The sequence below is a fragment of the Pseudorhodoferax sp. Leaf274 genome (genome assembly GCF_001422445.1).
Classification (GTDB): domain Bacteria; phylum Pseudomonadota; class Gammaproteobacteria; order Burkholderiales; family Burkholderiaceae_C; genus Pseudorhodoferax.
In genome coordinates this window covers 970,568-989,028 of the sequence record NZ_LMNA01000001.1, presented here as the reverse complement: position 1 = coordinate 989,028, position 18,461 = coordinate 970,568, and the positions used below count along the sequence as shown (strand labels likewise).

Below are 18,461 nucleotides of genomic sequence, written 5' to 3'. Positions count from 1 at the left end.
CATGCCATGCGAAAACGCCTGCTTCCGGGGGGTTTGCGGGGCTTTCCAGGCGTTTTGCTGCCCCGCGCACAGCAAGCCTGCTGCACCCCTGCTGCTGCAGCAGCAGACCGGCGGCGGGGCGAGGATCGATATGCGGCCAGCGCATGCCGCGGCCGCGGCGGCCTGCTGCCTCAGAAGCATTTCGACCATCGATATGCGGAAAGCTTCGCCCGCGGGCACGCGCCTCTTCCCACAATCTGCTGGATGAGCAGCACCGCCCTCGCCAGCGCCCCCGCGCCCGCCGCAGCCCCGGCGGACGCGCGCGACCCGGCCGCGGCGCTGCAGCGCGCGCAGGCGCTGGCCACGCGTTTCGCCGCCACGGCGGCCGAGCGCGACCGCCGCGGCGGCACGCCCAAGGCCGAGCGCGACGCGCTGCGCGACAGCGGCCTGCTGGCGCTGTCGATCCCGCGCGCCTACGGCGGCCATGGCGCCGACTGGCAGCTGACGCTGCGCGTGGTGCGCGTGCTGGCCGCGGCCGACAGCTCGCTGGCCCACGTGTTCGGCTTCCACCACCTGATGCTGGCGACGGTCCGCCTGTTCGGCCAGCGCGCGCAGTGGGAGCCATGGTTCGCGCAGACCGCGCGGCATGCCTGGTTCTGGGGCAATGCGCTGAACCCGCTGGACGAGCGCACCGTTGCCACGCCGCAGGACGGCTGGCACGCCTTCACGGGCCAGAAGAGCTTCTGCTCGGGCGCGCTCGATTCGCAGATGCTGGTGGCCTCGGCCCTGCACGCGGACACGCGCCAGCTGCTGGTGGCGGCCGTGCCCACGGCGCGCAGCGGCATCCACGCCGCGCCCGACTGGGACAACATGGGCCAGCGCCAGACCGACAGCGGCAGCGTGACCTTCGAGAAGGTGCGCGTGGAAGCGGCCGAGCTGCTGACCGACCCCGGCCCGCTGTCCACGCCGTTCGCCTGCCTGCGCCCGCTGGTGGCGCAGCTGGTGCTGGCCAACGTGTACCTGGGCATCGCCGAGAACGCGTTCGAGGACGCCCGCCGCTACACGCTGCATGAAGCGCGGCCATGGCCCGCCTCGCCCGCCGCGCAGGCCGGCGACGATCCCTACGTGCTGGCCCACTACGGCGAGTTCTGGGTCGGCCTGGAAGGCGTGCGTGCACTGGCCGAACGTGCCGCCGAACGGCTCGACACGGCGTGGCGCCGCGGCGAGCAGCTGGACGCCGCCACCCGCGGCGAGGCGGCCGTGGCCATCGCGGCGGCCAAAGTCGCCGCCACGCGCGTGGGCCTGGACCTGTGCACGCGCATGTTCGACGTGGCCGGCGCGCGCGCCACCCATGGCGGGCTGCGGCTGGACCGGCACTGGCGCAACCTGCGCACGCAATCGCTGCACGACCCGGCCGACTACAAGCTGCGCGAACTCGGCGAATGGGCCCTCAAGCGGCAGCATCCCCACGCGAGCTTCTACACATGAACCTTCCCGCAGAAGCCGAGGCCGAGGCGCCCGTCCTGCCCTGGCAACCGCCGGCACGGGCCCAGGCGCTGGCGGCGCGCGCCGTGCCGCAGGTCTTCGTCGACCCGCGCTCGCTGGCCCTGCGCGAGCGCATCCGCCTGGTCGCGCCGAGCGAGGCCAACGTGCTCATCATCGGCGAGACCGGCACGGGCAAGGAACTCATCGCGCGCCATGTGCATGCGCTGAGCGCGCGCCAGCGCGCGCCGTTCGTGGCCGTCAACTGCGGCGCTTTTTCCGAGCAGCTGGTCGAAAGCGAACTGTTCGGCCACGAGAAGGGCGCGTTCACGGGCGCCTTCTCGGCCAAGGCCGGCTGGTTCGAGGCGGCCAACGGCGGCACGCTGTTCCTGGACGAGATCGGCGACCTGCCGCTGGCCATCCAGGTCAAGCTGCTGCGCGTGCTGCAGGAGCGCGAGGTGGTGCGCCTGGGCGCGCGCCGCAGCATCCCGATCGACGTGCGCGTGGTGGCCGCCACCAACGTGCGGCTGCAGCAGGCCGTGGCGGCGGGGCAGTTCCGCGAAGACCTGTTCTACCGGCTCAACGTGGTGCACCTGGCGGTGCCCACGCTGCGCGAGCGGCCCGGCGACATCCTGCCGCTGGCACGCCACTTCATCGACCTGTACTGCCAGCGCCTGGGCTACGCGCCCGTGCGGCTGGAGCCCGCCGCCGAGGCCAAGCTGGCCGGCCACGCCTGGCCGGGCAACATCCGCGAGCTCGAGAACGTGATCCACCATGCGCTGCTGGTGCACCGCGCCGGCCGCATCGCGGCCGACGACCTGCACCTGGCGCTGCGCGACGAGCCCGCCCCACCGCCGGCCGATCCCGGCCCCGCCCCCATGCAGGCGCTGGAGCATGCCGTGCACGCGCTGCTGCAGCAGCCCGGCGGCGCGCGCATGGAGGCCATCGAGGAGGCCATCGTGCGCACCGCCTTCCAGTTCTGCCACCACAACCAGGTGCAGGCCGCGCGCCTGCTCGGCATCAGCCGCAACGTGATGCGCGCCCGCCTGATCCGCATCGGCGCGATCGACGCGCTGCGATGAGCCCACACCGCTTGGATGTCTCACTGCGTGTAGACATCCCATCCTCCCTCCAGGGGCGCCGCCAGCGGCCCGATCACTTTTTGGCAGCCAAAGGACTTCATGCCTGACATCCACCACATCCTGAAGGCCCGCTACGGTGCCGCCGCCCCTGCCATCCCGCTGGCACTGAACCCCGTGCTCGACGCGCTGCTCACGCAGCGCTCGGTGCGCCACTTCGTGCCCGATGCGCTGCCGCCGCACGCGCTGGAGCGGCTCGTCGCGGCGGCCCAGTCGGCGCCGAGCTCGTCCAACCTGCAGACCTGGAGCGTGGTCGCCGTGCAGTCGCAGGCCGGCCGCGACCGCCTGGCCGAACTGACCGGGCCGCAGAACCACCTGCGCACCGCGCCGCTGGTGCTGGCCTTCCTGGCCGACCTGTCGCGCATCGCGCGCATCGCCGGGCGCAGTGGCCGCGAGGCCGGTGGCCTGGGCTACCTGGACACCTTCCTCATGGCCGTGATCGACGCCGCGCTGGCCGCGCAGAACGCAGTACTGGCCGCGCAGTCGCTGGGCCTGGGCACGGTCTACCTGGGCGCGCTGCGCAACCAGCCCGAGCCCGTGGCCGAACTGCTGGGCACGCCGGCCCACGTGTTCCCGGTGTTCGGCCTCGTGGTGGGCTGGCCCGACCCGGCGCGGCCCGCCGCCGTCAAGCCGCGGCTGCCGCAGGCCTCGGTGCTGCACCTGGAGCGCTACCGCGCGCCGGCCAACGCGCAGGCCGAGACCGGCGACTACGACGCCGAGCTGCGCCGCTTCCAGGCGGCCGAGGGCATGCCCCTGGCCGACTGGAGCCAGCAGGTGGTCGACCGCCTGCGCGACCCGGCCGCGCTCAAGGGCCGGCACCGGCTGTTCGAGGCCCTGCTCGGCGCCGGCCTGCGCTTCGACGACGTCACCGCATCCCTCTCCAAGCACCAAGACACCACCGCATGACCTTCGCCACCGACCAGGACGCCGCCTTCGCCGCGCGCTTTCGCCCCATCTTCGCGCGCATCGCCGAACGCGCCGCCGAGCGCGAGCACGGCCGCGAACTCGCCCACGATGCCATCGGCTGGCTGCGCGAGGCCGGCTTCGGCGCGCTGCGCGTGCCCGTGGAATACGGCGGGCTGGGCGCCACGCCCTCGCAACTGTTCGCGCTGCTGGTGGAACTGGCCGAGGCCGACTCCAACCTGCCGCAGGCGCTGCGCGCGCACTTCGGCTTCGTCGAGCGCGTGCTGATCGAGTTTCCCGCCGAACGCCGCGCGCCCTGGCTGCGCCGCGTGGCCGAGGGCGCCATCTTCGGCAACGCGACAACCGAGCTCGGCGAGGGTGCCGTGGGCAGCCTGCAGACGACGCTCACCGCCCAGGGCACGGGCTACGTGCTGGACGGCGACAAGTACTACAGCACCGGCACGCTGTACGCCGACTGGGTGCAGGTGACGGCCCAGCGCGACGGCGCCGACCCCCACATCCAGCGCAGCCTGGCACTGGTGCGCACCGACGCGCCCGGCGTGGAGTGCGTGGACGACTGGCGCGGCTTCGGCCAGCGGCTGACGGCCTCGGGCACGACGCGGCTGCGCGGCGTGCAGGTGGACGCCGACGCCGTGGTCGACGTGGCACGCAACATCGCCACGCCGCTCACGGCCCTGTTCCAGCTGTTCCACATCGCCACGCTGGCCGGCATCGCGCGTGCCGTGGAACGCGATGCCGTGCGCTTCGTGCAGCCGCGCCGGCGCGTGTTCAGCCACGGCAGCGGCGCGGTGCCGCGCGAGGACCCGCTGATCCAGCAGGTGATCGGCCAGCTGGGCGCCACGGCCTATGCGGCCCAGCTCGCCGTGCGCGACGTGGCCGCCGGCCTGGACACCGTGGACCGGCTGCGCCTGGCGGGCGAGCCGATCGCGGACGCGCTGCTCATCGACGTGGAACTGCGCGCCTCGCGCGCCCAGGTGCACGTGACCGATGCGGTGCTGGGCGCGGCCACGCGGCTGTTCGACGTGGGCGGCGCATCGGCCCTGCAGGAAGACCGGCGGCTGGACCGGCACTGGCGCAATGCGCGCGCGCTGGCCTCGCACAACCCCGTGATCTACAAGGCCCGCGTGCTGGGCGACCACGCGCTCAACGGCACGCGGCCGACCTTCTACTGGGCCGTGGGCACGCGCGAGGCCGCGTAGGCGCTGCGATATGCGCACCGCGTCTGAGCAAGCGCGAAACGCTTCTACCGGCGCGCCGCAGGCACCGGCACACTGCCCGGTCCACGGCCTTGCGCGCACCACCACCATGACCCAACACCACCTTGCCTGGGGCGCCGCCCCGAGCCCCCGCTACGAGGGCCTGGCCCAGCGCTTTCGGCCCGTGTTCCAGCGCATCCGCGACACCGCGGTGGAGCGCGACCTGCAGCACCGCCTGCCGCACGAGGAACTGCACTGGCTGCGCGCCGAAGGCTTCGCCAGGCTGCGCCTGCCGGTCGAGCAGGGCGGCGCGGGCGCCACGCTGACGGAGTTCTTCGGCCTGCTGGTCGAGCTCGGCGCGGCCGACACCAACGTCGTCAATGCGCTGCGCGCGCACTTCGGCTTCACCGAGGACGTGCTGCACTCCGACTTCGCCGAGTTCCGCGCGCACTGGCTGGGCAGGATCGCCGAGGGGCAGACCATCGGCTCGGGCTTCTCCGAATCGGGCGACGCCAAGGTCGGCAGCTTCGCCACCACACTCACGCGCGATGCCCAGGGCCAGCTGCGCCTGTCGGGCCGCAAGTTCTACACCACGGGCTCGCTGTTCGCGGACTGGATCAACACCGCCGCCGACGACGAGCACGGCCAGCCCACGCTGCTGCTGGTGCCGCGCAAGGCCCCCGGCGTGCAGGTCGACGACGACTGGGACGGCTTCGGCCAGGCCCTCACGGCCAGCGGCACGGCGCACTTCGACCAGGTGGCCATCGAGCCGGCCTGGGTCAACCCGTCCAAGGCGCGCTTTCCCTACTCGTCGGCCTACTACCAGCTGGTGCACCTGGCATCGCTGGCCGGCATCGCGCGGGCGCTGTCCGAAGACCTGGCGCAGCGCGTGCGCGAACGCACGCGCACCTACAGCCACGCCAATGCCGGGCGCAGCGCGCAGGACCCGCAGGTGCTGCAGGTCGTGGGCCTCGTGCATGGCGCGGCCTACGGCGCCAACGCCATCGTGCAGCAGGCCGCCCGCGCGCTGGAACACGCCTGGCAGGCCCGCACGCTGGAGGCCGCCACGCGCGAGCAGGCCAACGTGCTGGCCCACGTGGAGGTGGACCAGGCCGTGCCCGTGGTCACGCAGCTCGTGCTGGACGCCAGCACCCAGTTGTTCGACGCACTGGGCGCCTCGGCCGCGCTGCGCCCCGCCGGGCTGGACCGCTACTGGCGCAACGCGCGCACCATCGCATCGCACAACCCGCGCGTCTACCGCGAGCGCCAGGCGGGCGACTACGCCGTCAACGGCACGCCGCCGCCGACCTTCTACCGCGTCGGCACGGCCTGACGCATCCCTCCCCCATCCCCTTCCCTTCCTCCGGCCCCTCCCGCATGAGCTCCCTCGCAGAACCCGCCAGCCCCCTGCTCGCAGACACCGCCAATCCCCACCCCGCGCCGCTGGGCCAGGCCCTGCCGCCGGCCGCCGACGCCGCCGTGCTGTTCGCACGTGCGCAGGCCCTGCTGCCGCAGGTGGCCGAAGGCGCGGCCGCGCGCGAGAGCGCACGCGCGCTGCCCTATGCGCTGGTGCGGCAGATCGCCGAGGCCGGCCTCCTGACCTTCCGCATCCCCCAGGCCTACGGCGGGCCGGGCGGCTCCATCCACGACGTGGTCCGCTTCCTGGTCGACCTGGCGGCGGTGGACTCCAACATCGCGCAGGCGCTGCGGCCCAACTACGGCTTCATCGAGAGCCTGCTGGCCGGCAACGACGAGGCCGCGCGCCAGCTGTGGTTCGGCCGGCTCCTGGCGGGCCACATCCTGGGCAACGGCGGGCTGGAGCGCGGCGGCGCGCACGGTTCCACGGCCGCGCGCATCCTGCGCGACGGCGACCACTACCGCGTGAACGGCACCAAGTACTACAGCACCGGCGCGCTGTACGCCGACTGGATCACCTCGCTCGCGCTCGACGCGGACGGCAAGGAAACCGCCTTCTTCGTGCCGCGCGGCCGTGCCGGCGTGGCGCTGGTGGACGACTTCGACACCGCGGGCCAGCGCCTGACGGCCAGCGGCACCACGCGCTTCACCGACACGCAGGTGCTGGCCGGCGAGGTGCGCTCGGGCCACTTCTCGCGCGAGAAGCGCAACCCCGTCACGCCGCTGTACCAGCTGATCCTGGCGGCGGTGGAGGCCGGCATCGCGCGCAACGCGCTGGCCGACGCCGTGCACTTCGCGCAGAAGCACGCGCGCCCGATCCGCCACAGCAGCGCCCAGGCCTCGGTGGACGACCCCTATGTGCGCGAGGCCGTGGGCCAGATCGCCGCCCAGGCCTATGCGGCCGAGGCCACGGTGCTGCGCGCCGCATCGGCGCTGGACGCCGCCTGGGCCGAGCAGCTCAGCGAGGAAGCGCTGACCCGGGCCTCGGTGGAGATCGCCCAGGCCCAGCACTTCGCGGTGGCCGCGGCGCTGCAGGCCTCGGAACTCGCGTTCGACGTGGGCGGCGCCTCGGCCACCGACCGGCGTCACAACCTGGACCGCCACTGGCGCAACGCGCGCACCGTGGCCAACCACAACCCGCGCCAGTGGAAGGCCGCGGCGGCCGGCGCCTGGCACCTCAAGGGCGAGCCGCCGCCGACCACCGGCGCGTTCTGACGCTTCTGCGCCGCACCCCGGTGCCAGCGGGCTGGCGGCAGGCCCGGTTTCACAGTCGCGCAACGCTCCGGGCCGCCGGGCGTGGAGAATCCGCAGGTGAACCTTTCAACCTGCCAAATGCGCGTGCAGCCATGCTGAAGAAGATCACGACGGCCCAGCTGGGCCTGGGCATGTTCGTCCACGAGTTCTGCGGCTCGTGGATCGACCACCCCTTCTGGCGCGCCAAGTTCCTCGTCGCCACCGATGCCCAGCTGAGGAAGGTGCGCGAATCGGGGATCCCGGAACTGTGGATCGACACCGCCAAGGGCCTGGACGTCGACGCCGGGTTGTCGCAAGCCGAGGCCAGGGCCACGGCCGAACAGGAGCTCGAACGCTACGCCACGATGCCGGCGCCGCTGCTGGCGCCGTTCGGGGATGCCGACAACGCGGTGGACAAGGCCGTCGAGCTGATCCACCGCTCCCTGCCCCGGATCGCCTCGATGTTCTCGGACGCCCGCCTCGGCAAGGCGCTCGACCTGCCGGGCTGCGAGAGCATGGTCGACGACATCTGCCAGTCGGTGATCGCCAAGCCGGACGCCCTCATCAGCGTGGCGCGCCTGAAACGCCACGACGAGTACACCTACATGCATTCGGTGGCCGTCTGCGCCCTGATGATCGCGCTGGGCCGCAACCTGGGGCTGAACGAACGCCTGCTCAAGAAGGTGGGCCTGGCCGGCATGCTGCACGACGTGGGCAAGGCGCTCATGCCGCTGGAGATCCTGAACCGGCCCGGCAAGCTGTCGGACCTCGAGTTCGCCGTGATGCGCAACCACCCGCTGCGCGGCCACGAGTTGCTGGTCGAGGGTGGCGGCGCCGGCCCGGTGGTGCTGGACGTGTGCCTGCACCACCACGAGAAGGTCGACGGCTCCGGCTACCCGCACCGGCTGGCCGGCGACCAGATCAGCACGGTGGCCAAGATGGGCGCCATCTGCGACGTGTACGACGCCATCACCTCCGACCGGCCGTACAAGCGGGGCTGGAGCCCGGCGGAGTCGCTGCGCCAGATGGTGCAGTGGAAGGGCCACTTCGACCAGAAGGTGTTCCAGGCGTTCGTGCGCACCGTCGGCATCTACCCCACGGGCTCGCTGGTGCGCCTGCAGTCCCGGCGCCTGGCCGTCGTCACGGCGCAGAACACCGCCAACCTGCTCGCGCCGCGCGTGAAGGCGTTCTACGACCTGGCGTCCGATGTGCGGGTGTTTCCACGCGAGATCGACCTGGCCGAGTCTGCGGCGGGCGACGCGATCGTCTGCTACGAGTCGCCGTCGGACTGGCCGTTCAGGGACCTGGACGAACTCTGCGGGTTGAAGAAGCCCGCGGCCTGAACCGCTGCGCAGCGGGCCTGCCGCCGGCGGCGCGGCCTGCCCACGCATGGCCTGGGCGGGTGGCCGGGGCCGGCGCTTCATCGCAGCGCAGATAACCAAGCACGCAAATCTTCGTTGGCCCGGGCACGCGCCGACCCTAGAGTGCCCGCACCCCAAGGAGTCCGCATGCTTTCCCACTTCCGCGGCGCCGCGCGCCGCAGCCTCTTGCTGGCCGGCCTGGCCGGCGCCCTTCTCGCCAGCGCCGCCGGCGCCACCGAACTGTCCGTCGGCTTCATGCCAGGCCCCTACCGCGACGCCTTCGCCAAGGGCATCGCACCCCAGCTCGAGAAACAGGGCTACGTGATCAGGTACGTGGAGTTCAGCCAGGGCGTGCAGCCCAACGACGCGGTGGAGCGCGGCCAGATCCAGGCCAACATCTTCCAGCACAGCCTGTACCTGGAGGCCACCAACAAGCGCCAGGGCTTCGACCTGGTGCCCGTGGTGCACGTGCCCACGCCGCCCATGGGCCTGTACTCGCACAAGCACAGGACGCTGGCCAGCGTGCCCGATGGCGCCACCGTCACGCTGCCGGCCGACCCGGTGAACGCGGCGCGCGCGCTGAACATCCTGGCCGCCGTGGGCTGGGTGCAGGTCAAGCCGGGCGTGGACCCGATCTCGGTGTCCGAGCGCGACATCGTGGCCAACCCCAAGAAGCTCAAGCTGGTGCCGCTGGACGCGGCCCAGGCGCCGCGCTCGCTGGCCGACGCCGACATCGCCGCCGTGCAGGGCAACTTCGCCGTGGCCTCGGGCCTGAAGCTCACCGAAGCCCTGAAGCTGGAAGACATGACGCTGCCCTACGTCAACGTGGTGGCCGTCAAGCGCGGCAATGCCAACGCCAGGTTCGCGCAGGACATCGTGGCGGCCTACCGCTCGCCCGACTTCCAGAAGGTGTTCCAGGCCAACCCGGCCTGGGCCGGCTACCGGCTGCCCGACTACTTCCGCAAGGACTGAAATGGCCAGCCTTCCCCCGCGCCAGCTGCACCTGAACGTCAACATCCTGCACTCGGGCTTCGTGCCCTCGGCCTGGCGCACGCGCGAGGCCGACCCGCGCGCCTTCATCGACGTGCAGCACTACATCCGCGTGGCGCAGATCGCCGAGCGCGGCAAGCTCGACGCCGTGTTCCTGGCCGACAACGCGGCCATCATCGACCAGATCCACTTCCGCCCGATCACGGCGCTGGAGCCCACCGTGCTGCTGGCCAGCGTGGCAGCGGCCACCACGCACATCGGCGTGATCGGCACGGCCTCGACCAGCTACAACGAGCCCTACAACATCGCGCGCCGCTTCGCCTCTCTGGACCATGTGAGCGGCGGGCGCGCCGGCTGGAACGTGGTGACCACGGCCGACGTGGCCTCGGCCCGCAACTTCGGGCTGGACGCCGTGCCCGACCACGGCCGGCGCTACGCCCGCGCCTCGGAGTTCACCGACGTCGTCAAGGCGCTGTGGGACAGCTGGGAGGATGACGCCTTCATCGGCGACAAGGCCGCCGGCCGCTTCATCGACCCGGCCAAGGTGCACCCGATCGCACACCGCGGCGAGTTCTTCGACGTGCAGGGCGCGCTGACGCTGCCGCGCTCGCCGCAGGGCCGGCCGGTGCTGGTGCAGGCCGGCGCCTCGGCCGACGGGCGCGAACTGGCCTCGCGCCATGCCGAGGCGGTGTTCTCGGCCTCGCAGTCGCTGGAGGAATCGATGGCCTACCGCCAGGCGCTCAACAGCCGCGCCGCGGCACTCGGCCGCGGGCCGCATGCCGTCAAGGTGCTGGCCGGCCTCACCACCTTCATCGGCGCGACGGAGGTGGAGGCCATCCGCCGCCGCGACGACTTCATCGACGCGATCCCCTGGGACTACAGCCTGACGCGCCTGGCCGGCACGCTGGGCACGACGCCCGACCGGCTGCAGCTGGACCAGCCGCTGCCCGAGAACCTCTCGGTGCCGGCGGGCGGCAACGGCAACCACACCTTCTTCGCCGCGACCATCGCGCTGGCGCGGCGCAAGAACCTGACGGTGCGCCAGCTGATCCGCGAACTGGGCGGCGGCGGCGGGCACCGCATCATCGTCGGCACGCCCGAGCAGATCGCCGACGACATCGCGCTGTGGTTCGAGGCCGGCGCGGCCGACGGCTTCAACCTGATGCCCGATGCCCTGCCTGACGGCCTCACGGACTTCGTGGACGGCGTGGTGCCGCTGTTGCAGCGCCGCGGCATCTTCCGCACCGAGTACAGCGGGCGCACCCTGCGCGAGCACCTGGGCCTGCCCTTCCCCGCCGGCCGCGCGGCCGCGCGCAAGGCTGCGTAAAAGGCCGGATCCACCGGCCGCTCGACAGGCGGCCTGCGTGCGCGGCGCGGCGGGGCCGCGCGCGGAGTTCTACGGCTTGTAGGCCGGCGCCGCCCCCACGCGTCGGCAGCGCGCGCAATCCGCCGCGCACGCCACGGCGCTGCCGCGCCTGCACGCGTGCGGTTCGTAAGATCGCGGCCCATGACGATCCCAGGCCCCTCCGCATTCCAATCCGGCGGTGGCGACATGGGCGCCCAGGTCCGCGCCTTCGACTGGGCGCGCACGCCGCTCGGCCCGGTCGCGGGCTGGTCGGTGGCCTTGCGCGTCACGGTCGACCAGATCCTCGCCTCCAAATTCCCGGCCTGCCTGTTCTGCGGCCCGGAGTTCATCGCGATCTACAACGATGGCTACCAGTCCATCCTGGCCACCAAGGCGCAGGCGCTGGGGCGGCCCATGCGCGAGACCTGGCAGGAAGTCTGGCCCCAGCTGCAGCCCATTGCCGAGCGTGCGCTGGCCGGCGAGTCCACCTTCATCGAGGACTACCTGATCCACATCGACCGCAACGGCCGCATGGAGGATGCCTGGTTCACCTTCAACTACGGCCCCGTCTTCGACGAGCACGGCACGGTCATCGCGATGCTGGACACCGTGATGGAGACCACCTCCAAGGTGCTGGCCGAGCGCCGCTCGCGCGAGGAACGCGAGCACCAGCAGCGCCTGCTGCAGCAGATGCCGGGCTTCGTGGCCGTGCTGCGCGGGCCCGAGCATGTGTTCGACTACGTCAACGACGCGCACATCCAGCTCGCCGGCCCGCGGCCGCTGGTGGGCCTGCCGGTGCGCGCGGCCTTCCCCGAGCTGCAGGGCCAGGGCTTCTTCGAGATGCTGGACCAGGTGTACGCCACGGGCGAGCCGGTCCGCGCGCACGCGGCGCCGGTGCACTTCGACCACGCGCCCGGCGAGCGCTTCGTCGACCTGCTCTACGCGCCCATCCACGATGCGCAAGGCCAGGTGCGCGGCATCTTCGCCGGCGGCTACGATGTGACCGAGCGCGTGCAGGCCGAGACCGAGTTGCGCCAGCTGAACGCCACGCTGGAGCAGCGCGTGGCCGAGCGCACGCTGGCGCGCGAGCGGGCCTGGGAGGCCCTGGCCGAGACCCAGGACGCGCTGCGCCACGCGCAGAAGATGGAGGCCGTGGGCCAGCTCACGGGCGGCATCGCGCACGACTTCAACAACCTGCTGGCCTCCATGAGCGGTGCGATGCAGCTCATGCGCATGCGGATGCGCCAGGGCCAGACCGAGGGCCTGCAGGCCTACCTGGACATGGGCGAGCGTTCGGTGCGCCGCGCTGCCTCGCTCACCCAGCGGCTGCTGGCCTTCTCTCGCCGCCAGACGCTGGACCCCCGGCCCACCGATGTGAGCCGGCTCGTGCAGGGCATGGCGGAGATGATCGCGCGCACCGTGGGGCCGGCGGTGCAGCTCGCGGTGGAGGCCACGCCTTCGCCCTGGTCGACGCGCGTGGACGGCCCGCAGCTCGAGAACGCGCTGCTGAACCTGTGCATCAACGCGCGCGACGCCATGCCCGATGGCGGCCGGCTGGTGCTGGCCACGGACAACCTGGCGCTGGCCGAACGCGAGGCCGCCGGCCACGGCCTGCCGGCCGGCGACTACGTGTGCCTGCGCGTGACCGACACCGGCACCGGCATGGCACAGGACGTGGTGCAGCGCGTGTTCGACCCCTTCTTCACCACCAAGCCGCTGGGCCAGGGCACGGGCCTGGGGCTGTCCATGGTCTATGGCTTCGTGCGCCAGTCCGGCGGGCATGTGCACGTGGATTCGGAACCCGGCCGCGGCACCACCATGACGCTGCTGCTGCCGCGCCACCTGGGCGCGGTCGAGGCCGACGACGCCGACCACGCGCCCTCGCTGCCCGACGGCGGCACCGGCGAGACCGTGCTGCTGATCGAGGACGAGGACATCGTGCGCGCACTGCTGGCCGAGGTGCTGCAGGACGCCGGCTACCGCGTGCTGGAGGCCGCGGACGGACCGGCCGGCCTGCGCCAGCTGCAGGCCGGCGGGGCGATCGACCTGCTGGTCACCGACGTGGGCCTGCCCGGCGGCATGAACGGCCGCCAGGTGGCCGACGCCGGGCGGCTGCTGCGCCCCGGGCTGCAGGTGCTGTTCATCACCGGCTACGCCGAGGCGTCCACCGTGGGCAACGGCTTCATGGAAGCCGGCATGGAGGTGATGACCAAGCCCTTCGACATCGCCGCACTGGTGGCGCGCGTGCGCGAGATGCTGGACCGCCGGGCCACCTGAACCGCCTGCGCCAGGGCCGCCCGGCGTGCCGCTCAGGGCGGGCCGGCCGGCTGCGAGAGGATCCACGCCGCCAGCGCCTGCGCCTCGGCCTCGCTGACCTGCGGCTGCCGCGGCATGATCACCGCGCCCCAGGTGCCGACGCTGCCCGCGCGGATCTTGCCGGCCAGCCGCTCGGGCGCCGCCGCATCCGTGCGGTAGCGTGCCGCGATCTCGGCGAAGCCCGGCCCCACGAACTTGCGGACCATGCCATGGCAGCGCATGCAGCCGCGCTGCTCGCCGAGCGCCTGCAGGGGCGTGGAAGGCCCGCCACACCCGGCCAGCGCGGCGGCCAGCACCAGCGCGCCGGGCCACGCGCCGGACCGCCCAGCGCGCCGTGCAGGCAGGGCTAGCGGCGCTGCCACCAGCTGCGCCGCTCCTGCCGCTCGGCGAGCGGACGCAGGTCCAGGTCGGCGTTGTCGCGCAGGCCGGGCACCCCCTGGCGCCTGCGCTGTTCCACTTCCAGCATGTGCGCGTGGCCGCGCGCTTCCTTCGAGCCCCGCAGGGCCTCTGCCCGCCACATGGCTGCCATGTCGTGCAGCTCTGCGTCGCTAAGTTCACTCACCATGGCGCCATTGTGCCGGGCTGCTGCCCGGCGCCGTCACCCATGCGCGGCGGTGTCCGACCCCATCCGGAGGGAATGCTTTCTATGCTGCGGGCACGATGCGCCAAGAACCCTTCCCAGATCCCACCCCGCCTTCCACCCCGCCCGCGATTGCGCCCGCCATTGCGCCGGGTGGCGAAGCCGCGCCGGCACCCGTGCCGGCCTCTGCACCCGCCTCCTGGCAGCAGCGCCTGCAGGAGGCCGACCGCCGGCTGCGCGTGGCGATTGCCGAACGCCCCGTGGCCGCCGCGGCGCTGGCCGCGCTCGCTGGCGCCGTGCTGACCCATCTGGGCGGCGTGGCCGTGCGCAAGGCCTGGCGCGCCCGGCACGTGGCGGCGGCCGTCGTCGATGTGCCCGCGCCGCCGCGCGCGCGGCTGTCGTGGGGTGCGCTGCGCTGGCGCCCGGTCGCGGCAATGCCTGACAGACCGACCGTGCGCCGTGCGGAGAATGCATGGCAGGCTTTTCGGCGATCACCCGCCTGTCGCATCCTGCGACGGCCCCAACCCAAAGGACATTTCATGCTGGAACAAGCACAAGGCACCGTCAACGAGATCGCTGGCAAGGTGCAAGGCGCCTTCGGACGCGCCACCGACGACACCTCGACCCAACTGGAAGGCGAAGCCCGCGAGGCCGCTGGCAAGGTCCAGCAGGTCTACGGCGAGGCGCTGGACCATGTGCGCGCGTCGGCCGTCAAGAACCCGCTGGGCACCATCGCCATCGCGGCCGGCGTCGGCCTGGTGGTGGGCCTGCTGGCCAGCCGGCGCTGAGCGCGCGCGGGGCAGCCGAGGCGGCTGCCTTTCACGCCCGCGCCGCGTTCGTCATTCGCTGAGCTCTTCCCCCACCTGCTCCAGCAACCGCGCGACGAACTCGTCGTACAGCGGCAAGGCCGGCAGGATGGCGTCCGTCGGTTCAGCTACGTCGCCTTGCGGTTGGCCGAACAGGCGCAGCGCCTCGAACTGCGCAACATCGCCCGCGTCGAAGCGGCGCGCAAGGCCGGCCGGCAGCGCCACCCACTCGCCGGCCTCGCACAGCAGCGCGAGGAAGCCCGTGCCGCTGCGCAGGTAGAACAAACCATTGCCCGACAGCACGAAGCAGACCTCAGCGCTACGCTGCCGATGCTCGCGCAGCAGCTGCGCGCGCCGTGCCGGCCAGCGCACGTCGCCGGGTTCAAACGCCAGGCGCTCGACGGCCGGATGGTCCAGGGGAAACAGGTCGGGCCCCAGCGCCTTCAACTCCTCCCCATACACGGCTTGCACGGCCTGCACCACCGCGCGGCCGTGGCCGGCCCGCAGGTCCAGCGGCCGCAGCGGCCAGCGCCCGAACCGCACGCCGATCGACGCGAGGTTCTGGCGCACCAGCCCGTCGCAGACCCAGGTTGCGTCCCATTGCCCTTCGGCGTCGAAGCGTGCCAGCGCGACCATGGCGGCCCTCCGTTGGTTGGTTGCAGGTGGGCGGCTTCAGCGCTTGTCCAGCCTGCCTGCGATGCCGTTGCCGGCGAACTGCAGGATCTGCACCAGCACCACGAGCAGCGCCACGGTCAGGACCATGACATCGGTCTGGAAGCGGTAGTAGCCGTAGCGGATGGCCAGGTCGCCGATGCCGCCGCCGCCCACCACGCCGGCCACGGCCGAATACGAGAGGAAGCTCACGGCCAGCACCGTCAGCGCCAGCACCAGGCCCGAGCGGGCCTCGACCAGCAGCACGCGCAGCACGATCTGCAGTTCGCTGGCACCCATGGCGTGGGCGGCCTCGATGACGCCGCGCGGCACCTCGCGCAGGCACTGGTCGACCAGCCGCGCGAAGTACGGGATGGCCGCGAACGACAGCGGCACCGCGGCGGCCAGCGGGCCGATGGAGGTGCCGGCGATCACGCGCGTGAACGGCACCAGCGCCACCAGCAGGATGATGAACGGGAACGAACGCACGGTGTTGACGAACCAGTTCAGCGCCAGGAACAGCGGCCGGTTCTCCAGCGACTGGCCGGGGCCGAGCAGGAACAGCACGATGCCCAGCGGCCCGCCGACCAGGATCGCGGCCGACAGGCCGATGGCCAGCATCAAGAAGGTCTGGCCCGTGGCCAGCCACAGCTCGGGCAGGATGGCGGCGATGTTCTCAGGCATACGCCACCCCCTGCGGCACGGCACGCGCAGACTGGCCGGGCGGCCTGGGCGCGGCCTCCCGCGCACGCCGCCGCACCAGTTCGTCGATCTCGCGGCCCAGCACCGTGCTGCGCTCACCGGCCTGGCCGTCGACGGCGAACTGCTCCACCAGCTGGCCCTTCTCCAGGATGGCGACCTGGCGGCACAGCATCTCGACCACCGGCAGCTCGTACGTGACGATGACGATGGTCACGCCGATCTTCTGGTTGATCTCGCGCAGCGTCTGCAGCAGCGCGCGCGTGGTCTCGCTGTCCAGCGCGGAGGTCGGCTCGTCGCACAGCAGCACACGGGGCCGGGGCGCCAGCGCGCGCGCAATGGCCACGCGCTGCTTCTGCCCGCCCGACAGCTGGGCCGGGTAGCTGTCGGTCTTCTCGGCCAGGCCCACGAGCGCCAGGCATTCGCGCACGCGCGCATCGATCTCGGCGCGCGGATGGCCGGCATGGATGCGCAGCGGAAAGGCCACGTTGTCGAACACGGTGGCGTTCTGGATCAGGTTGAACTGCTGGAAGATCATGCCGATCTGCTGGCGCGCGGCGCGCAGCTCGGCCCGCGAGAGCTGGGTCAGGTCGCGGCCGGCCACCAGCACGCGCCCGGCGTCGGGACGCTCGAGCAGGTTGACCAGGCGCAGCAAGGTGGACTTGCCGGCGCCGCTCTTGCCGACCAGGCCGAACACGTCGCCCTCGTGGATCTGCAGCGTGAGCGGCCGCACGGCGTCGAAGGCCTCGCCGTTGGGCAGGCGGAAGGTCTTGCGCACGCCTTCGAGGCGGATCAGGGGCGGCGCGTCGGGCGAATGGGTTGGGGGCATGGCGGGATGGGCAAACGCACGGAGGGCGAAGCGCCAGTATGGAAAGGCCTGCATGCCCTGCGAACGAAGCATTCAGACGCTGCTTATGCGGTTTCCGACTGAGCCTGCGCTCGCGGCATTCCCTGCGCTTGCGGCGCGGGCAGCTGCATCGGATTTCTTCTATGCATATCGGATTTCGTTCGTTGGCCGGCGGGCAGACCGTCTCTAGATTCGTGCACTCGCAGCGCCCTTGCACCCCAGCGGGCCGCTCCCCCATTTCCCATCCAGGCATCTCCATGTCCACTCCTATTGACATCGTCGCGGTCGTCGGCAGCACCACCCAACCCTCGCGCACCCGGGCCCTCGTCGACGCGCTGGCCGAGACGCTGGAACAGCACCTGCTGGCGCGTGTGCGCGTGGTGCAACTGGGCGACTTCGCACGGCTGCTCGGCCAGGCCCTGTCGCGCGAGGAGCTGCCGGCCGAGGTCGAGGACCACCTGCGCGCCATCGAGACGGCCGACCTGCTCATCGCGGCCACGCCGGTCTACCGCGGCTCGTTCACGGGCCACTTCAAGCACCTGTTCGACCTGGTCGGCCAGGACGCGCTGATCGACAAGCCCGTGCTGCTGGCGGCCACCGGCGGCAGCGACCGCCATGCCCTGGTGCTGGACCACCAGCTGCGCCCGCTGTTCAGCTTCTTCCAGGCCTTGACGCTGCCCATCGGCGTCTACGGTTCCAACGCCGAGTTCGAGAACTACCAGGTCACGCATCCCGCGCTGAAGGCGCGCGTCAAGCTGGCCGTGGACCGCGCGCTGCCGCTGTTCGCCGCACACCAGCGCCCCCAGCTGCGCCGCGCCGCCTGAGCGGCCGCCCGCAGAGGGCGAGCCCGCGGCGATCCCCCGCAGGTCGCGCGCCGATCCCCGGGGCGACGTCCCGTCTTGCTCCTTGCAAGGCAGCGGGTCCGTCCCGCTCCAGCACCCTCGATCCGTCCGGCCGCCCGGCCCGAAAGCGCCCGGGCGGCCGGCAGCGCTGCGTGCATCAGCCAGCGGCCGACGCAGCACAAGCGCATGGCCTACAGGCGCGGCCCATTCGCGTCCCTAGGATCAAGAACGCGGACCTTTCCGGTCTGCAGGCCTGCTCGCCCCATGATCCAACGCGTATTCCTCGTCGAAGACAACCCCCTCATCCGCTCGTCCATGGTGGAGATGATGGAGGAGCTCGTCGACGCCAAGGTCGTTGGCTGGGCCGAAACGGAACTGCAGGCCATCGCCGCCATGCGCAGCATGGCCTGGGACGTGGCCGTGGTGGACCTGTTCCTGGCCAGCGGCAGCGGCATCGGGGTCGCGCGCGCCTTCGCCGACCGGCCCGCCGCGCAGAGGCTCTTCGTGGCCACGAACTACGCGACGCCCGACATCCGCGAGCGCTGCTCGCATCTGCGGGTCGACGCCATCTTCGACAAATCCACCGAACTGGACCGGCTGGTGGAGGCCCTGGGAGGCACGGGGCATTGAGCCGTGCAGCCGGTCCGCAGCAGCA

At 72.3% G+C, this 18,461-nt stretch carries 18 protein-coding genes; 13 read left to right on the top strand and 5 right to left on the bottom strand.

The window, feature by feature from the left end:
- The first annotated feature begins 243 nt into the window (after window positions 1-243).
- From ASF44_RS04580 to ASF44_RS04535, 10 genes are all read left to right on the top strand, one after another.
- Entirely contained in the window at window positions 244-1,467 is a 1,224-nt protein-coding gene (locus ASF44_RS04580; RefSeq protein WP_056897928.1) for an acyl-CoA dehydrogenase family protein, read from the top strand.
- Window positions 1,464-2,543, top strand: a complete 1,080-nt coding sequence (locus tag ASF44_RS04575; protein WP_056897927.1) for a sigma-54-dependent Fis family transcriptional regulator — start codon at window positions 1,464-1,466, stop codon at window positions 2,541-2,543. Before ASF44_RS04580 ends, ASF44_RS04575 begins: the two co-directional genes overlap by 4 nt.
- 99 nt (window positions 2,544-2,642) lie before the next feature.
- Window positions 2,643-3,506, top strand: coding sequence for a nitroreductase family protein (locus tag ASF44_RS04570; protein WP_056897926.1), 864 nt, complete (start codon window positions 2,643-2,645; stop codon window positions 3,504-3,506).
- Window positions 3,503-4,723, top strand: coding sequence for an acyl-CoA dehydrogenase family protein (locus tag ASF44_RS04565; protein WP_056897925.1), 1,221 nt, complete (start codon window positions 3,503-3,505; stop codon window positions 4,721-4,723). The genes ASF44_RS04570 and ASF44_RS04565 overlap by 4 nt, the downstream gene beginning before the upstream one ends.
- Window positions 4,724-4,829: 106 nt before the next feature.
- Window positions 4,830-6,053, top strand: coding sequence for an acyl-CoA dehydrogenase family protein (locus tag ASF44_RS04560; RefSeq protein ID WP_056897924.1), 1,224 nt, complete (start codon window positions 4,830-4,832; stop codon window positions 6,051-6,053).
- Window positions 6,054-6,097: 44 nt separating this feature from the next.
- Window positions 6,098-7,351 (top strand): acyl-CoA dehydrogenase family protein, encoded by a 1,254-nt coding sequence (locus tag ASF44_RS04555; RefSeq protein WP_082524505.1) that lies wholly within the window; start codon window positions 6,098-6,100, stop codon window positions 7,349-7,351.
- 131 nt (window positions 7,352-7,482) lie between these two features.
- A complete protein-coding gene (locus tag ASF44_RS04550) occupies window positions 7,483-8,712 on the top strand; it encodes an HD-GYP domain-containing protein (RefSeq protein WP_056897923.1) in 1,230 nt (409 codons plus the stop codon).
- Window positions 8,713-8,877: 165 nt separating this feature from the next.
- The gene (locus tag ASF44_RS04545; RefSeq protein WP_056897922.1) at window positions 8,878-9,702 is read left to right on the top strand and encodes a MetQ/NlpA family ABC transporter substrate-binding protein; all 825 of its coding nucleotides are present in this window, start codon (window positions 8,878-8,880) and stop codon (window positions 9,700-9,702) included.
- A 1-nt stretch (window position 9,703) separates the two neighbouring features.
- Window positions 9,704-11,047, top strand: a complete 1,344-nt coding sequence (locus ASF44_RS04540) for an LLM class flavin-dependent oxidoreductase (RefSeq protein WP_056897921.1) — start codon at window positions 9,704-9,706, stop codon at window positions 11,045-11,047.
- Window positions 11,048-11,227: 180 nt separating this feature from the next.
- Window positions 11,228-13,342 (top strand): PAS domain-containing protein, encoded by a 2,115-nt coding sequence (locus tag ASF44_RS04535; protein WP_156374342.1) that lies wholly within the window; start codon window positions 11,228-11,230, stop codon window positions 13,340-13,342.
- Between the two features lie 32 nt (window positions 13,343-13,374).
- Here ASF44_RS04535 and ASF44_RS04530 read toward each other — a convergent pair whose 3' ends face one another.
- Both ASF44_RS04530 and ASF44_RS31505 read right to left on the bottom strand, forming a co-directional pair.
- A complete protein-coding gene (locus tag ASF44_RS04530) occupies window positions 13,375-13,743 on the bottom strand; it encodes a c-type cytochrome (RefSeq protein WP_369820891.1) in 369 nt (122 codons plus the stop codon).
- Window positions 13,728-13,946, bottom strand: coding sequence for a hypothetical protein (locus ASF44_RS31505; RefSeq protein ID WP_156374341.1), 219 nt, complete (start codon window positions 13,944-13,946; stop codon window positions 13,728-13,730). The genes ASF44_RS04530 and ASF44_RS31505 overlap by 16 nt, the downstream gene beginning before the upstream one ends.
- 95 nt (window positions 13,947-14,041) lie before the next feature.
- Here ASF44_RS31505 and ASF44_RS32755 point away from each other — a divergent pair, with 95 nt between their 5' ends.
- On the top strand, window positions 14,042-14,749 hold the full coding sequence (locus tag ASF44_RS32755) for a CsbD family protein (RefSeq protein WP_235579120.1): 708 nt from the start codon (window positions 14,042-14,044) through the stop codon (window positions 14,747-14,749).
- A 51-nt stretch (window positions 14,750-14,800) separates the two neighbouring features.
- Here the strand turns inward: ASF44_RS32755 and ASF44_RS04520 are convergent, their stop codons facing one another.
- The 3 genes from ASF44_RS04520 to ASF44_RS04510 are packed head-to-tail and all read right to left on the bottom strand — an operon-like array spanning window position 14,801 to window position 16,946.
- On the bottom strand, window positions 14,801-15,403 hold the full coding sequence (locus ASF44_RS04520) for a hypothetical protein (RefSeq protein WP_056897919.1): 603 nt from the start codon (window positions 15,401-15,403) through the stop codon (window positions 14,801-14,803).
- A gap of 36 nt (window positions 15,404-15,439) precedes the next feature.
- Window positions 15,440-16,102, bottom strand: coding sequence for a methionine ABC transporter permease (locus ASF44_RS04515; RefSeq protein ID WP_056897918.1), 663 nt, complete (start codon window positions 16,100-16,102; stop codon window positions 15,440-15,442).
- The gene (locus ASF44_RS04510) at window positions 16,095-16,946 is read right to left on the bottom strand and encodes a methionine ABC transporter ATP-binding protein (RefSeq protein ID WP_056898213.1); all 852 of its coding nucleotides are present in this window, start codon (window positions 16,944-16,946) and stop codon (window positions 16,095-16,097) included. Before ASF44_RS04510 ends, ASF44_RS04515 begins: the two co-directional genes overlap by 8 nt.
- Window positions 16,947-17,221: 275 nt before the next feature.
- On the opposite strand from ASF44_RS04510, the gene msuE reads away from it, so the two are divergent.
- Together msuE and ASF44_RS04500 are read left to right on the top strand one after the other, a co-directional pair.
- Window positions 17,222-17,788, top strand: a complete 567-nt coding sequence (gene msuE / locus ASF44_RS04505; protein ID WP_056897917.1) for an FMN reductase — start codon at window positions 17,222-17,224, stop codon at window positions 17,786-17,788.
- Window positions 17,789-18,070: 282 nt separating this feature from the next.
- Entirely contained in the window at window positions 18,071-18,436 is a 366-nt protein-coding gene (locus ASF44_RS04500) for a response regulator (protein WP_056897916.1), read from the top strand.
- The last annotated feature ends 25 nt before the right edge of the window (window positions 18,437-18,461 follow it).

Excerpts from the sequence above, each read along its gene's own strand:
- ASF44_RS04580 (WP_056897928.1), top strand. The coding sequence starts at position 244 with ATGAGCAGCACCGCCCTCGCCAGCGCCCCCGCGCCCGCCGCAGCCCCG.
- ASF44_RS04575 (WP_056897927.1), top strand. The coding sequence starts at position 1,464 with ATGAACCTTCCCGCAGAAGCCGAGGCCGAGGCGCCCGTCCTGCCCTGG.
- ASF44_RS04570 (WP_056897926.1), top strand. The coding sequence starts at position 2,643 with ATGCCTGACATCCACCACATCCTGAAGGCCCGCTACGGTGCCGCCGCC.
- ASF44_RS04565 (WP_056897925.1), top strand. The coding sequence starts at position 3,503 with ATGACCTTCGCCACCGACCAGGACGCCGCCTTCGCCGCGCGCTTTCGC.
- ASF44_RS04560 (WP_056897924.1), top strand. The coding sequence starts at position 4,830 with ATGACCCAACACCACCTTGCCTGGGGCGCCGCCCCGAGCCCCCGCTAC.
- ASF44_RS04555 (WP_082524505.1), top strand. The coding sequence starts at position 6,098 with ATGAGCTCCCTCGCAGAACCCGCCAGCCCCCTGCTCGCAGACACCGCC.
- ASF44_RS04550 (WP_056897923.1), top strand. The coding sequence starts at position 7,483 with ATGCTGAAGAAGATCACGACGGCCCAGCTGGGCCTGGGCATGTTCGTC.
- ASF44_RS04545 (WP_056897922.1), top strand. The coding sequence starts at position 8,878 with ATGCTTTCCCACTTCCGCGGCGCCGCGCGCCGCAGCCTCTTGCTGGCC.
- ASF44_RS04540 (WP_056897921.1), top strand. The coding sequence starts at position 9,704 with ATGGCCAGCCTTCCCCCGCGCCAGCTGCACCTGAACGTCAACATCCTG.
- ASF44_RS04535 (WP_156374342.1), top strand. The coding sequence starts at position 11,228 with ATGACGATCCCAGGCCCCTCCGCATTCCAATCCGGCGGTGGCGACATG.
- ASF44_RS31505 (WP_156374341.1), bottom strand. The coding sequence starts at position 13,946 with ATGGTGAGTGAACTTAGCGACGCAGAGCTGCACGACATGGCAGCCATG.
- ASF44_RS32755 (WP_235579120.1), top strand. The coding sequence starts at position 14,042 with ATGCGCCAAGAACCCTTCCCAGATCCCACCCCGCCTTCCACCCCGCCC.
- ASF44_RS04520 (WP_056897919.1), bottom strand. The coding sequence starts at position 15,403 with ATGGTCGCGCTGGCACGCTTCGACGCCGAAGGGCAATGGGACGCAACC.
- ASF44_RS04515 (WP_056897918.1), bottom strand. The coding sequence starts at position 16,102 with ATGCCTGAGAACATCGCCGCCATCCTGCCCGAGCTGTGGCTGGCCACG.
- ASF44_RS04510 (WP_056898213.1), bottom strand. The coding sequence starts at position 16,946 with ATGCCCCCAACCCATTCGCCCGACGCGCCGCCCCTGATCCGCCTCGAA.
- msuE (WP_056897917.1), top strand. The coding sequence starts at position 17,222 with ATGTCCACTCCTATTGACATCGTCGCGGTCGTCGGCAGCACCACCCAA.
- ASF44_RS04500 (WP_056897916.1), top strand. The coding sequence starts at position 18,071 with ATGATCCAACGCGTATTCCTCGTCGAAGACAACCCCCTCATCCGCTCG.